Origin of the sequence: Arthrobacter sp. 9AX, assembly GCF_902506095.1 — a bacterium.
GTDB lineage: Bacteria > Actinomycetota > Actinomycetes > Actinomycetales > Micrococcaceae > Arthrobacter.
The window spans coordinates 711239-724285 of record NZ_LR733293.1; the positions used below are offsets into that span (position 1 = coordinate 711239).

Annotated in this window: 12 protein-coding genes; 4 read left to right on the plus strand and 8 right to left on the minus strand. The window is 66.8% G+C overall.

Going from position 1 to position 13047, the window contains the following annotated elements; all coding sequences use genetic code 11:
* Window positions 1–13 precede the first annotated feature (13 nt).
* From BACI348_RS03310 to BACI348_RS03320, 3 genes are read right to left on the minus strand one after another with little or no spacing between them, the layout of a single operon-like run.
* The gene (locus BACI348_RS03310) at window positions 14–1552 is read right to left on the minus strand and encodes a tripartite tricarboxylate transporter permease (RefSeq protein ID WP_159823939.1); all 1539 of its coding nucleotides are present in this window, start codon (window positions 1550–1552) and stop codon (window positions 14–16) included.
* On the minus strand, window positions 1553–2056 hold the full coding sequence (locus BACI348_RS03315) for a tripartite tricarboxylate transporter TctB family protein (RefSeq protein ID WP_159823940.1): 504 nt from the start codon (window positions 2054–2056) through the stop codon (window positions 1553–1555).
* Window positions 2053–3063 carry a Bug family tripartite tricarboxylate transporter substrate binding protein gene (locus tag BACI348_RS03320; RefSeq protein ID WP_159829739.1) on the minus strand — a complete coding sequence of 337 codons (1011 nt, stop codon included), beginning with the start codon at window positions 3061–3063 and terminating at the stop codon, window positions 2053–2055. The genes BACI348_RS03315 and BACI348_RS03320 overlap by 4 nt, the downstream gene beginning before the upstream one ends.
* A gap of 266 nt (window positions 3064–3329) precedes the next feature.
* On the opposite strand from BACI348_RS03320, the gene BACI348_RS03325 reads away from it, so the two are divergent.
* Together BACI348_RS03325 and BACI348_RS03330 are read left to right on the plus strand one after the other, a co-directional pair.
* Window positions 3330–4946 (plus strand): sensor histidine kinase, encoded by a 1617-nt coding sequence (locus BACI348_RS03325; protein WP_159829740.1) that lies wholly within the window; start codon window positions 3330–3332, stop codon window positions 4944–4946.
* Entirely contained in the window at window positions 4943–5611 is a 669-nt protein-coding gene (locus BACI348_RS03330; protein WP_159823941.1) for a response regulator, read from the plus strand. The genes BACI348_RS03325 and BACI348_RS03330 overlap by 4 nt, the downstream gene beginning before the upstream one ends.
* A 33-nt stretch (window positions 5612–5644) precedes the next feature.
* Here the strand turns inward: BACI348_RS03330 and BACI348_RS03335 are convergent, their stop codons facing one another.
* The 3 genes from BACI348_RS03335 to hutG all read right to left on the minus strand — a co-directional run bounded on the left by BACI348_RS03335 (window position 5645) and on the right by hutG (window position 8203).
* Window positions 5645–6655: a cation efflux transmembrane domain-containing protein gene (locus tag BACI348_RS03335; RefSeq protein ID WP_159823942.1), complete on the minus strand. Its 1011-nt coding sequence runs from the start codon at window positions 6653–6655 to the stop codon at window positions 5645–5647.
* Window positions 6652–7152 (minus strand): transporter substrate-binding domain-containing protein, encoded by a 501-nt coding sequence (locus BACI348_RS03340; protein WP_328699908.1) that lies wholly within the window; start codon window positions 7150–7152, stop codon window positions 6652–6654. The genes BACI348_RS03335 and BACI348_RS03340 overlap by 4 nt, the downstream gene beginning before the upstream one ends.
* Window positions 7153–7249: 97 nt before the next feature.
* Complete coding sequence (gene hutG / locus BACI348_RS03345) at window positions 7250–8203, minus strand: formimidoylglutamase (protein WP_159823944.1); 954 nt, start codon at window positions 8201–8203, stop codon at window positions 7250–7252.
* Window positions 8204–8454: 251 nt separating this feature from the next.
* Here hutG and BACI348_RS03350 point away from each other — a divergent pair, with 251 nt between their 5' ends.
* Window positions 8455–9759 (plus strand): cation:proton antiporter, encoded by a 1305-nt coding sequence (locus BACI348_RS03350; protein WP_159823945.1) that lies wholly within the window; start codon window positions 8455–8457, stop codon window positions 9757–9759.
* A gap of 5 nt (window positions 9760–9764) precedes the next feature.
* On the opposite strand, the gene BACI348_RS03355 is transcribed toward BACI348_RS03350, so the two are convergent.
* Window positions 9765–11210, minus strand: a complete 1446-nt coding sequence (locus BACI348_RS03355; RefSeq protein ID WP_159823946.1) for an NCS2 family permease — start codon at window positions 11208–11210, stop codon at window positions 9765–9767.
* Between the two features lie 113 nt (window positions 11211–11323).
* On the opposite strand from BACI348_RS03355, the gene BACI348_RS03360 reads away from it, so the two are divergent.
* Window positions 11324–11929: a copper resistance CopC family protein gene (locus tag BACI348_RS03360; protein WP_159823947.1), complete on the plus strand. Its 606-nt coding sequence runs from the start codon at window positions 11324–11326 to the stop codon at window positions 11927–11929.
* 6 nt (window positions 11930–11935) lie between these two features.
* On the opposite strand, the gene BACI348_RS03365 is transcribed toward BACI348_RS03360, so the two are convergent.
* The gene (locus BACI348_RS03365) at window positions 11936–12562 is read right to left on the minus strand and encodes an FAD-dependent monooxygenase (RefSeq protein WP_159829741.1); all 627 of its coding nucleotides are present in this window, start codon (window positions 12560–12562) and stop codon (window positions 11936–11938) included.
* Window positions 12563–13047: the final 485 nt, after the last annotated feature.

The following is a 13047-nucleotide window of genomic DNA, read 5'->3' on the forward strand; positions in this document are numbered from 1 at the left end:
GCAGGGGCGCTTTCTAGTCGCTGTAGTCGGCTGCGCCGGAATTGGCGGGAAGCAGCGGTTGGCGGGGCGCGCGGTTCCGCCGGATCAGCTTGAAGACCAGCGGCCACAGGAGGATGAGCCCCACAATGATGTAAACAACGATGGCGATCGGCTCGCTGAGCAGGCCCGCGGGGTCGCCGGCGCTGAGCTGGAGCGTCTTCCGGAGCTGGCCTTCGATGCGCGGGCCAAGGATCACGCCGAGGATCAGCGGCAGCACAGGCAGTCCGAAGCGCCGCATCATGAACCCGAGGACGCCGAGGACCAGCAGAATCACCAGGTCGAACGCCTGCAGGTTCACCGAGTAGGCGCCCAACGTGGCGAAGAAGAGGATGCCCGCGTACAGGTAGGGGCGGGGAAGCTGCAGGAGCTTGGCCCACATCGGTGCCAGCGGCAGGTTGATCAGCAGGAGCAGCAGGTTGCCGATGAACAGGCTGGCAATCAGCGCCCACACCAGGGGACCCTGGCTGCTGAACAGCTGCGGGCCCGGCTGGATGCCGTAGGAGGTGAAGGCTGCCAGCATCACGGCGGCGGTGGCGTTGGTGGGCAGGCCCAGCGCCAGCATGGGGGTCAGGGTACCGGCGGCGGCTGCGTTGTTGGCAGCTTCCGGACCGGCAACACCTTCGATGGCGCCCTTGCCGAACTCTTCGGGGTGCTTGCTGAGGCGCTTCTCGGTGACGTAGGACAGGAACGTGGGGATCTCCGCGCCACCTGCCGGCAGTGCGCCGAACGGGAAGCCGAAGGCGGTACCGCGCAGCCACGGCTTCCAGGACCGCTTCCAGTCGGACTTGCCCATCCAGGGCTGCCCGACGGGAATGGCATGCAGCGGGGTGCGGCGCAAGTGGGCGGCAACCCAAAGGGCTTCGCCAACCGCGAAGATGGCCACGGCCACCACTACGATGTCCAGGCCGTCCGCCAGCAGCGGCTGGCCGAACGTCAGGCGGCGCTGGCCGGTGACGGAGTCGATGCCCACCAGGCCGATGGCCAGGCCGAGCGCCAGCGAGGCGAACCCGCGGAGCCGGGACGAGCCCAGGACCGCGGTGACGGCCAGCAGGGCAAGGACCATGATGGCGAAGTAGCTGGGCGCGCCCAGGCTGACGGCGAACTGGACCACTATCGGTGCGCAGACGGCCAGGAGGGCGGTGCCGATGGTGCCGGCAACGAACGAGCCGATGGCCGCCGTCGCAAGCGCCTGCGCCGCCCGGCCGGCCTTGGCCATCTTGTTGCCCTCGATCGCCGTCACCACCGACGACGATTCACCCGGTGTATTGAGCAGGATGGAGGTGGTGGAGCCGCCGTACATGCCGCCGTAGTAGATGCCGGCGAACATAATAAAAGCGCTGGTGGGTTCCAGGGCGTAGGTGACCGGAAGCAGCAGGGCCACGGTCATGGCCGGGCCCAGGCCCGGAAGGACGCCGACGGCGGTGCCCAGGAGGACGCCGATGACGGCGTACAGGAGATTCATGGGAGTGAGGGCGGTGGCGAAGCCGTCCATCAGGGAGGACCAGACGTCCATTTAGAGGATTCCTTCCAGGAGCCCGGCGGGCAGTGCGATGCCGAGGCCGAGGTAGAAGCCGTAGAAGGTCAGCAGCGACATGGCCACCGAGATAAGCCCGTCACGGATGTAGTGGCGGCTGCCCAGGGCCAGGACGCAGCCCCAGAACAGGACTGTGCCGGAGATGACCCAACCGGCCCAGTCGATGAGCAGGATGTTCAGGATGAACGCGCCGGCCAGCGGCAGGACGGTCTTCCAGTCGGCGGGGTGGGTGAGGTCCACGTCTTCGCCGCCTTCCGCTTCGCCCTGGCCGCCGCGGAGCACATTCACGGCCAGCAGGACGGCGCAGACCACGAGCAAAGCGGCCACGATGTACGGCACCGTCTTGGGACCCACGGGATCGGACTGCGAATATGGAACTGCCAGCCTGTTGGCGTCGAGGAAGACGACGACGCCGGCCGCGCCGAGCAGGAGTGCGACCCCCAGCTCGGCGCGGCCTTTCAGGCCTTTGGTCAGGGAGCTCACGCCAACCCAAGCTTGGTGAGGACATCCGCCACCCGCTTGTCCTGGTCGGTGAGGAACTTCTCGAACTCGTTGCCGGTGATGAAGGCATCGGACCAGCCGTGGGTCTTCAGGGCTTCCTTCCAGCCTGCGGTGCCGTGCATCTTCTCCAGGGCGGCAATCAGGGACGCCTTATCCTGGTCAGTGATGCCCGGAGGAGCCACGATGCCGCGCCAGTTGGTGAACACCAGGTCGATGTTGGATTCCTTCAGCGTGGGTGCGTCCACGCCCTCAAGCCGCTTTTCGCCGCTCGTGGCCAGGACACGCACTTCACCGGACTTGATCTGCTGCAGGAACTCGCCTGCGCCGGAAGCGGCAAAGCCAAGCTTGTTGCCAAGGATCGCGGGCAGCAGGTCTCCACCGCCGTCGTAGGACACGAAGTTGACCTTGGTGGCGTCGATGCCGACGGCGCCGGCAAGCTGCATGGGCAGGAGGTGGTCCGGGCCGCCGGGGGAGGAGCCGCCGCCCACGGCGACAGAGCCGGGATCAGCCTTCCAGGCCTTCACGAGGTCGTCGATGGTTTTGTACGGGGAGTCCTTGCTGACCATGATGGCGCCGGGCTCTTCGATGAGCCGGGCCAGGGGGGTGGTTTCGGTCAGTTTCGACTCGGACTTGTTGGTGTAGCTCGCACCCACCACGCCCAGCCCCATCAGCATGGTGAGGTCCCCGTTGCCCTTTTCGTTGACAACGCGGGCCAGGCCCACGGTGCCGCCGGCACCGGCGAGGTTGAACACTTCGGTGTTGGTGGAGATCTTCTCGTCGTCGAGGACCTTGGCTGCTGCGCGGGCAGTGGTGTCGTAACCGCCGCCCGGGGTGTTCGGAACCATGATCTGCAGCCCGGTGATGGGCCCGGCGGCAGCGCCGGAGCTCTGTGAACCGGTGGAGCTCTTGCCGGTGGCACCGCAGCCGGTGGCCATCAGGGCGATGCCGGCGGCGACGGCGGCGACTCGCAATGCGCGGATCTGGCGCATGGTGTTCCTCTTCTCAGTCATGCAATTCTTTACAAGGTGGCCAGCGGACCTGGCCTGTGCTCTGATGCTAGGCCCGCCCGTGACGGGCGTCACTCTTGTGTACGCAGAGAAAGTTAAGTTCATTGCGTTCACGTTTCCGGCGTCCCACCTGCGCTTTCACCAGCCGTTACGGTGGACCCCGGTGGGATATAGTTCCCGGTACCCCGCAGGTGCAGGCGCCGGCATCAGAAACAAAAGGAATCCCCGCAGTGGCTCGACGTAGAGGAATGTCCCTCGCCGGACAGTACCTTGTGCTCCAGTTGCTGATTGTCCTGGCGGTACTGGTGGCCGTGGTGGCAATCTCCCTGGCCCAGTCCGCGGCGGCATTCGAACGTACCGAGGGACGGCGTGCCTTGTCCGCTGCCGAAGCACTGGGCAACAACCCGACGGTCCGGGCGCTGCTGCCGGACGCACAGCCCCAGTCAGGCGCCGTCCTTCCTGCGGTGGCCGAATCCGTGCGGACCGTGTCCGGATCGTCCCAGGTGGCGTTGGCGAAACTGGACCGGACCGTGGTTGCGGCAAGTGATCCCGGCCTGGTGGGCAACCCCCTGGAACTCGGTGCCAGCAGGGTCATGGAAGGCCGTGCCTGGACCGGAGTGGTGGGCGGCGCCGGGGTGCCGGTCCTGTCAGCCCACGTGCCCGTCCTCAACGACGAGGGGAAGATGATCGGCATTGCCGCCATCAGCCGGAACTACCCGTCCACCCTGGAGCGGCTGGGCGACGCCGTTCCCAACCTGTTGACCTATCTCGGCGTCGCCAGCGTGCTGGGCGTGGCCGGATCCCTGCTGCTGTCCCGCCGCGTCAAGCGCCAGACACTCGGCATGGAGCCCAGCGAAATCACCGGCCTGGTGGAAAACCGGGAAGCCATGGTCCACGGCCTGAAGGAAGGCGTGGTGGCGCTGGACCCGCATGAACGGATCACCGTGGCCAATGACAGTGCCCGGAAACTGCTGGGACTGCCGGCGGACTGCGTGGGCAAAAAGCTTGCGTCCCTTCCCGTGGACCCTGCCCTGAAGGTGGTCCTGACCCGCGACCAGCCGCACCCGGACCAGCTGGTCCTGGTGGGCGAGCGGCTGGTGGTGGCCAACCGGGTCCCCATCCGCTCACGGGGCCGGGACATTGGCTCGGTGACCACGCTGAGGGACCGGACCGAGCTGTCCTCGTTGGAACGCGAGCTCGGCGCCACCCGCACCGCCACGGATACGCTCCGCGCCCAGGCCCACGAGTTCGCCAACCAGCTCCATGTGATTTCCGGCCTGATCCAGATCGGCGAGTACGATTCCGTAGTGCAGTTCGTCAACGGCGCCACCCTGGACCGGACCAGGCTCAACGACGAGGTCACCAGCCGCATCGAGGACCCGGCGCTCGCCGCACTGCTGATTGCCAAGTCCAGCCTGGCCACCGAACACGGCGTGGCGCTGCAGCTGGACCCCGGGTCCGCCCTGGATCCGGTCAGCGACGAGCTGTCCCGCGACCTCGCCACCGTGGTGGGCAACCTGGTGGACAACGCGTTCGACGCCGTCACGGGACTTCCGGACGCCGCTGTCCGCGTGGTCGTGGAGGAGGGCCGGGACCCCGTCACGGGGGCGGATCAGGTCACCGTCACCGTCCGCGATACCGGCCCGGGCGTCCCGGACGGGGCAGCAGAGGAGATCTTCCGCCAGGGCTTCACCACCAAGGAAGCCGGGCCGGGGGGCGGTCGCGGCTTCGGCCTGGCACTCTCCCGGGTGGTCTGCCGGAGGTCCGGCGGAGATCTTACCGTGGCCAACAGCAACGGCGCAGTTTTCACCGCCCGGTTCACCAAACGTACAAACCAGCCCAAAAGAGGTACAACAAAGCCATGATCAAGGTGCTGATTGTCGATGACGACTTTATGGTGGCCAAGGTCCACGCGGGCTTCATCCAGCGGACGCCAGGGTTCACCGTGGTGGGAGTGGCCCACACCGGCGTCCAGGCCGTGGCTGAAACCGGGCGGCTGCAGCCGGACCTGGTGCTGCTGGACATCCACCTGCCGGACATCAACGGGCTGGACCTGATGCACAAACTGCGCGATGCCGCCCCTGAGCTGGACGTGCTGGTGATCAGCGCCGCCCGGGAGGTGGAAACGGTCCGCAAGGCGCTGCGCGGCGGGATTGTGCACTACCTGATCAAGCCGTTTTCGCAGTCGGACCTCCAGGAGCGGCTACAGCATTACCGCAGCGCCTACCAGAGCCTGGACTCGGCCAAGGACGTGGCGGAGCAGTCGGACGTCAACCGGGTGTTCGGCCTGGACCGGACGGAGCGCCCGCTGCCCAAGGGCTGCAGCATCGAGACGCTGAAGCTGGTGGAAGCCGCGCTCAACGCCGCGGAGAGTGACCTGTCCGCGGCGGAGGTGGCCGAACAGCTGGGCACGTCCCGGGTCAGTGCCCGCCGCTACCTCGAATATCTGCACGACGAAGGAACGCTGGACGTGCGGCTGAAGTACGGGGTGGGACGCCCGGAACGGCGCTACGTCATGAAGGGCTCCTAGGACCGCAAAGCGGCGGACACGGCGGCAGATCGCCTAGCGTTCGCCTCCAGAGGTGTTGCCCGGAACGAATTCCGACGGCAGCACGGCCACCGGAACGATGACCACGTCATGGATTTTCCAGTCCATGGCAACGCAGGCTTCGCGCGCCGCTTGCAGTTGCTCGAAAGTGGGCGTTGTACGGCTCAAGGGAACAACGAAACACTCGGCGTGGAAGACGTGCCCCTCATCACGGATCCTGGAGCGCGCGTCTGCAACCCAGTCCAGGCCGCGAAGGTACCCATCCACCTGCCCGTGCAGCGGGTGCGGCCCGGCGTCGTTGTAGGTCATTGCCCTCTTGTCCATGAGCGCCGAAACGGCGGCCCGCGTGTTGCGGACACCGTCACGCAGGATACTGGCGGCGATGATTAACGCCGCCGCATAGTCGGCCCACCACAGCCCGAGCCCGATTCCGGCCACCCCGGCCACCGCCGCCACCGCCGTCATCCAGTCCGCTTTGTTCATATCCGCATCGGCGTACAGGACTTTGTCGTGGAGTTTCCCGGCGAGCTTCATCTTGGCCCTGCCCAGGAAAACAGGAGGGGCCGCCGTCAGCAGCATGACACCCATCATCAGCCAACCCAGCCAGACGGTGTTGCCGAAAAGGTCAAGGCCACCGATGGTGGGATGTTCCCTGGCGAGCAACCCCAGGCCGGACTCCAACAGAAGGTACGCGCCCATCGCAGTCAGGGCCACGGCAGCCACCAGGTGTGCCACGCCAGTGGCCCGGTGGTAGCCGTAGGGGTGGTCAACCGAAGGCGGTTTGCGGTTGATGCGGGCCGCCACCAGGAATGAGACAGGCGGCAGGAAGGAGAGCAGGTCCTCGATCCAGGCCGCCTTCATGGCCTGCGAGTTGCCCAGTACCAGGAACACCATGGTGGTGGAAACCGCAAGGAACACTAAGGTGACCCACTCAAGCTTGATGGCTTTGTGCAGCGCGTCGCGCTGTTCCGCGGGGAGTTCGGTGTGGCCGAACCGGACGGTGCCACTGCTCCTGACGTTTGTCATTTCTGCTCCTTCGCTGCCATCAGGAACTGATCCAGCTCAAGCAGGAAGGCATTTTCGCCGAGGGGCACCAGCATGACGTGTTTGTGGATGTTGCCGCGTTCGTCGCGTGACTCAGCATAAGGACGGGTGAGGCCGGCATGCGTCACCCATGGCGTCTTGTCGTCCAGGCCGCCAATAACCAGGTCCAGCCCGCCATGCTTGAGCTCGTCGGCCAGGACTTGCTCAGTTCCGGCCACCCACTCAACCTCTGCGCCGAGTTGCGCGGCGAAATCCCGCACCAGCTCTGCGTCTTTTCCCTGAACGTCGCTGGTGGGGATATCGCCACTGCGGACATCGCCGCTGGCGGGCCCGGCAATCCGGACCCATTCTCCGTTGATGCTCGCACCTACACGCAGGGTTCCGCCCCTGGCCCTGTCGAGCGTTCCCTGCGGGTCTGCCGGGAAAGTACTCCCGCAGCCGGTGAGCAGCAGCAGGGCAGCCAGCAGTATTCCTGCCACATATCCTCCGCGCCGCATCCAGCTGCCTCCCTTCCCTCAGTACAAAGTCCAGTATTAGACAGCCTACTTACTTTTTTGACGGCGGTGCAGCAACACGTCAGCGCAGCAGGGTGTTGATCAGCCGTGCCGCAACCTTCGCCGTCCTGCCATCGATATCAAAGCCCGGGTTCAGCTCGGCGACGTCCAGGTGCAGCAGCTTCCCGGAACGGGCCACCTGCCGGCATACTGCGCTGATAACCGGAAGCGGTACGCCGTACGCCGCGGGCGCGCTGACGCCGGGGGCCACCGCGGCCGGCAGCACATCCAGGTCGATGGTCAGGTAAAGGACGTCGATGTCCGCCAGGAACCCGTCCACGAACTCCCGTACCCGCTCCTGGTCGCAGTCCTCGTCCAGGAGATAGCGCACGCCCAGCTTCTGCGCGGTGTCGAACAAGGCGCGGGTGTTACTGGGCTCAAAGATGCCGACGACGGCGTAGCGGAATTCGCGCCCGGCGGCGGCTTCCGCGCGCGCCATCTGCAGGAACGGCGTGCCGGAGCCCGGAACGGGCTCGTCGCGGAGGTCGAAATGGGCGTCAAGGTTCAGGACGCCCAGCCGCTGGCCGCCCCGCACAGCGGCGGACGCTGCCACGCCGCAGTAGCTGGCAAACGCGGTTTCGTGGCCGCCGCCCAGCACCACGCTGAGCTGGCCGGCGTCGAGCATTGCCGCCACGGCCCGGCCGGCGCGCTCCTGGCCGGCCTCAAGGCCGCCCCCGGCGACCACTACATCGCCGGCGTCCGCTACGGCGCGCTCCAGGTGGAACGCCAGGGGGCCCAGGGCGGCGCGCAGCGCAGCCGGCGCCACGGCCGCGCCCGTGCGCCCTTTGTTCCGGCGCACCCCCTCGTCGCTGCAGAAGCCAAGCAGCACGGCAGGTTTCGTTCCGGCACCTGCCGGAGTGCCGCCGTCGTACGCCTCTACGGCCTGCCACCAGCGGCGATGCCCGGCACCGTCGCCATCGAACCTGCCGGTCCAGGGCTGGGGCGGGACGTCAACGGCAGGCAATGAGGCGGGCATGGTTCAAGCTCACCCCATGGCAGGGGCGGAAACCAGCAGCGCCGCCGTCATTGTGTCTGGATCCCAAGATCCTCCGGGGAGTTCCTGGTCAGGTAAGAGGACTTTCCCGGCGTTTTGCCCTGCATATCCGGACAAAATTCATGGGGCGGGTGGGCGCGGTGGGCAGACGATATGGTGGAGCAAGCCCCTTCCGGGACCCAAGCGCCAACGTGCCCGGCAGGGCGCACAGACCCAGGCCGGAGAACAGCGTTATGTTTGAAGCCCCCAACATCCTGTTTGCTGCCGCCGGGATTGCGGTGTTCACCGCCGCGGTGCTCCCCAAGCTGCTGCGCAACGTGCCCTTCTCCATGCCCATGGTTTTCCTCGGCGCGGGCATGGCCGCGTTCGCCCTCATTCCCACCCTTCCGGATCCGGATCCGGTGGCCCACGGCGACTTTGTCCTGCACCTGGCCGAAGTCTGCGTCATCATTTCCCTGATGGGTGCGGGCCTGGCCCTGGACCGGCCGGTGGGGCGGCGGCTGTGGTCCACTACGTGGCGGCTGCTGGGGATCGCCATGCCGCTGTGCATCATCGGACTGACCCTGCTGGGGCTCTGGTTCCTGGGGCTGGGCCTGGGCGCTGCCCTGCTGGTGGCGTCCAGCCTCGCGCCGACGGACCCCGTCCTCGCCTCCGAGGTACAGGTGGGGGAGCCGGCAGATGCCGACGACGGCACGGAAAAGGAGGACGAGGTGCGGTTTGGCCTGACTTCCGAGGCCGGCCTCAACGACGGACTGGCGTTTCCGTTCGTCTACCTTGCCATCGCCATCAGCATCGCCGGGTCATCCCCATCGGCGTGGTTTCCCGGGTGGTTCGGCGTGGACGTGCTGTGGCGGCTCGCGGTGGGGCTGCTCCTGGGATTCCTGACCGGCAAGGCCCTGGCCAGGCTTTTCTTCTCCGCGCGCGCCGACAGCCTGCGGCTGTCCAACCACTCCGAGGGCTTTGTGGCGCTCGCCGCCACGTTCCTGGCCTACGGCGTCACCGAAATGATGGAGGGCTACGGGTTCATCGCGGTGTTTGTCTGCGCCGTGACCATCCGCGCCGCTGAGCGCACGCACGGCTACCACCGGATCCTGCACTCCTATGTGCAGCAGCTGGAACGGCTTCTCACCGTGGTGATCCTGGTCCTGCTGGGCGGTGCCATTGCGCGTGGCCTGCTGGACGGGATCGGCTGGGCCGAGCTGCTGGTGGCACTGGCCTTCCTGCTGGTGGTGCGGCCGGTGGCGGGGTGGCTGGGGCTGCTGGGCGGCAAGACCGGCCCGCGGGAACGGATCGCCCTCTCGTTCTTCGGGATCCGGGGAATCGGCTCGCTGTATTACCTGTCCTTTGCACTGGGCAAGGGACAGTTCGCGGGCCAGGCGGAATGGCTGTGGGCCTTTGTGGGCCTGGTGGTGGCGCTGTCAATCGTGATCCACGGCGCCACCACCTCGCCGCTGATGAACCGGCTGGACAGGCTCCGCGTGCGGAAGGCCCGTGCGGTGTCCGGAGACGAGGGCATGGCCCCCAACACCCCCGTGTAGGCGGTCTAGAGCATGCCGGCGGCGGCCTCGATGGGACCGATCGCGAAGAACAGCAGGAACGCCCCGGCCACTGCCCACATCAGCGGGTGGATGTCCTTTGCCCTGCCTTGGACGGTGCGGATCAGGACGTAGGCGATGAAGCCGGCCCCCAGGCCGTTGGCGATGGAGTAGGTGAACGGCATCAGCGTGAACGTCAGGAAGGCCGGGATGGCGATCCCCCAGTCCTGCCAGTCGATCTTGCCCACCTGGGACACCATCATGAAGCCCACCACCACCAGGGCCGGAGCCACAGCCTCGAAGGGAACCAGGTTGATGAGCGGAGTGAAGAACATGGCCACCAGGAACAGCAGGCCGGTGACGATCGAGGCCACGCCGGTGCGGGCGCCTTCACCGATGCCGGCGCCGGCTTCAACGTAGATCTGGTTGGAGGACACGGACGCGCCGCCGCCAACGATCGCGCCGAGCGCGTCCACCTGCAGGACCCTGTCGACGTCGGGAATGTTGCCGTGCTCGTCCACCGTGCCGGCTTCGTTGGCCAGGCCCACCATGGTGCCCATGGCGTCGAAGAAGATGCTGAGCAGGATCACGAACGCCAGCAGGGTGGCGGCCACAAAGCCGAGGTGTTCGAAGGCGCCGAATGGGTTGGCCTTGCCGATCAGGGACAGGTCCGGGGCAGCCCATTCGCTGAAGGTGGGCGCCACCAGGGACCAGCCCTGCGGGTTGAAGGGCTTGCCCGGCTGGACGCTGGGCCCAATGTGCAGGGTCATTTCCGCGATCACGGCAATCACCGTGGAGGTGATGATGCCAATCAGGATGGCGCCCTTGACCTTACGCACCACCAAGGCGATGGTCAGGATCAGGCCAAAAACGAACACGGCCGTGGGCCAGCCCAGGAGCTTGCCGTCAAAGCCAAGGCCCACCGGCACGGTAGTGCCCGCCACGTCCGGGATGCGGCGGACGAAGCCGGCGTTCACCAGCCCGATCAGTGCGATGAAGAGCCCGATGCCCACCACGATGGCAGTCTTGAGGCCCTCCGGCACTGCCTTGAACACGGCGGTGCGGAATCCGGTGAGGACCAGGATCAGCATGGTAACGCCGGAGATCACCACCAGGCCCATCATGTCCGGCCAGGTCAGGCCGGGGTTGGTGGCGACGGTGACCGCCACGAAGGCGTTGACCCCAAGCCCGGTGGCCAGCGCGAAGGGGTGCCTGGCCCAGGCCCCCATCAGGATGGTCAGGATGCCGGCCACAAAGGCCGTCACGGCGGCAACGGCAGGAAACCCGAGCGTGGTGCCGCTGGAGTCCGGACCGGAGAGGATCAGGGGGTTCAGCACCACGATGTAGCTCATGGCGAAGAAGGTGGCGAAGCCGCCGCGGATCTCGCGGGACCAGTTGGAGCCGCGCTCGGTGACCTTGAAGTACCGGTCCATGGCAGAGCCTTGCTTAAGCATTAGTCCTCCGGGGAAGTCTGTGGGGATACCTGAATCCTATGGCCCGTCCGGCGGTGTGCCCGCCAATTTCGCCTAGTCTGTTAGGAAGCCAACACCAAGGGAGCAGTCCAAGCATGGGTTCCATCCGCCGCCAGTTACTGAGCTTTGTGCTCGGGTCCTTCATCTGTGCCGCCGCCGTCCTGGGCCTGGCCGGTCCGGCCGCCGCTCACGACGCCGCCGAATCCAGCAGCCCCGCGCAGGGCGCCTCGGTGGCCGTGGTGCCGGAACAGGTGTCGGTGACCTTCAACAACAACCCGCTGGGAATCGGTTCATCCTTCTCGGTCAAGGACGCCGCGGGCACGGAATGGGCAGACGGAACCGTGGAGATCGTGGACAACGTGGCCAGCCAGAAGCTCAAGGCCGGCGCTCCGGCGGGCCAATACACGGTTGCCTGGCGGGTGGTCAGCTCTGACTCGCACCCCATTGAGGGGACCTTCAGTTTCACGGCAGCCGCCGCTGCCGGCGGGGCTGCCACTTCAGCAGGTACGACGGCGGCCGCAACAGTTCCGGCCATCGGCACCGCCCAGCCGGGACAGACAGCGGCGCCGGAGTCCACCGGTTCGGGCGAGCCGTTCCAGTGGAGCATCGTGCTCTTCGCCGCTGTTGCGGTGGGGCTGCTTGCCACCCTCGCCTTCCTGGCCCGCCGCAGGCTCGCGGCCGGCAGGGACGACGAAGGCTGAGCGGCGCTACCAGGACAGGATCGCCAGGCTTCCGGTAAGCGGGGTTGCACCGCCGGGCGGGTTGACCTTGGAGGAAATGGCGTGGCCCACCGTTTTGGCCTGGCGGAGCACTTCCTTGGGGGACGGGGTGATCAGTTCGCCCACACCCACCAGGTAGATCCCGATGGCGCGCATGGCGGCGACGAGGTTGCGGCCCACGGCGATGCCGAAGTCGTTGATCATCCGCCGCAGCTGGCTGTGCGCGCACCGGGTCAGTACGATGTGGTCGGCCACCAGGATGCCGGTGGGGGTGTGCACCTCCCAGTGCGGAGCAACGCTCCCCGCAGCGGTGTCCTTCACCATGGTGAGCTGGACAGCGCGGGTGGTATTCCGGACGTCCACGTGGTGGCTGGCCGCGTAGTTGCGCAGATGCCGCAGGATCTCGTTCCGCTCACGGAGGGTCACCGGGTCCGCTGCGTCACAGCGCTGGAGGGATGCTGTGTTGGCCGGCTGCGCCGCACCCAGGATGTCCAGGCCGTCCACCACTATCGAATCAACCCCGCGGCGGCACAGTTCGGTGGCCACGGCCAGGCCTGACAGGCCGGTGCCAATGATCACGGTGGTGGTCTGCTCGGTCCCGGCATTCCCAGGCATGCTTGACACTACAGGTTCCCTCCTTCGAAGATTCGGCAGGTGCGGGCGTCCTCGCCCACGCGCGTCCCGTTACCCCCAAAGTCCGGCCGCAGCGCATGGCCCGGGCAGCCTTGGCTCGAATGGCAGCAGGCGTCCCGGACCAACAATGTCCTGAAGACTACAGAACATTTGCAGTGCTGGATAGCCCAATCCGCAAACATTCTCCTGCGGGTGAACACGCTTACCCCGGCACCGCCGAAAGGGCGCTGCCGGCACGGCCGTCCAGCCCCCTGCAGCACCGCTCATAAGCCCGTCGCAGCACCGCGGAAAGCCTGTGGATAACGTGCCCTTTGCCGCCCTGAACAGGCTTGCTAAGGAACGGTGGACGGAGAATAGTGAGAACTGGAAGCGGGCCTTCCTGCGCAGCGGCTGCTGCGGAACGGGTGCACGGGGAACAGTCCGGTTTCTGGCAGAATAGCCGCAACATACGGCAGTATCGCGAGGAG

Coding starts and splice junctions, on each gene's coding strand:
- BACI348_RS03310 (WP_159823939.1), bottom strand. CDS start 1,552: ATGGACGTCTGGTCCTCCCTGATGGACGGCTTCGCCACCGCCCTCACT.
- BACI348_RS03320 (WP_159829739.1), bottom strand. CDS start 3,063: ATGCGCCAGATCCGCGCATTGCGAGTCGCCGCCGTCGCCGCCGGCATC.
- BACI348_RS03325 (WP_159829740.1), top strand. CDS start 3,330: ATGTCCCTCGCCGGACAGTACCTTGTGCTCCAGTTGCTGATTGTCCTG.
- BACI348_RS03330 (WP_159823941.1), top strand. CDS start 4,943: ATGATCAAGGTGCTGATTGTCGATGACGACTTTATGGTGGCCAAGGTC.
- BACI348_RS03335 (WP_159823942.1), bottom strand. CDS start 6,655: ATGACAAACGTCAGGAGCAGTGGCACCGTCCGGTTCGGCCACACCGAA.
- hutG (WP_159823944.1), bottom strand. CDS start 8,203: ATGCCCGCCTCATTGCCTGCCGTTGACGTCCCGCCCCAGCCCTGGACC.
- BACI348_RS03350 (WP_159823945.1), top strand. CDS start 8,455: ATGTTTGAAGCCCCCAACATCCTGTTTGCTGCCGCCGGGATTGCGGTG.
- BACI348_RS03355 (WP_159823946.1), bottom strand. CDS start 11,210: ATGCTTAAGCAAGGCTCTGCCATGGACCGGTACTTCAAGGTCACCGAG.
- BACI348_RS03360 (WP_159823947.1), top strand. CDS start 11,324: ATGGGTTCCATCCGCCGCCAGTTACTGAGCTTTGTGCTCGGGTCCTTC.
- BACI348_RS03365 (WP_159829741.1), bottom strand. CDS start 12,562: ATGCCTGGGAATGCCGGGACCGAGCAGACCACCACCGTGATCATTGGC.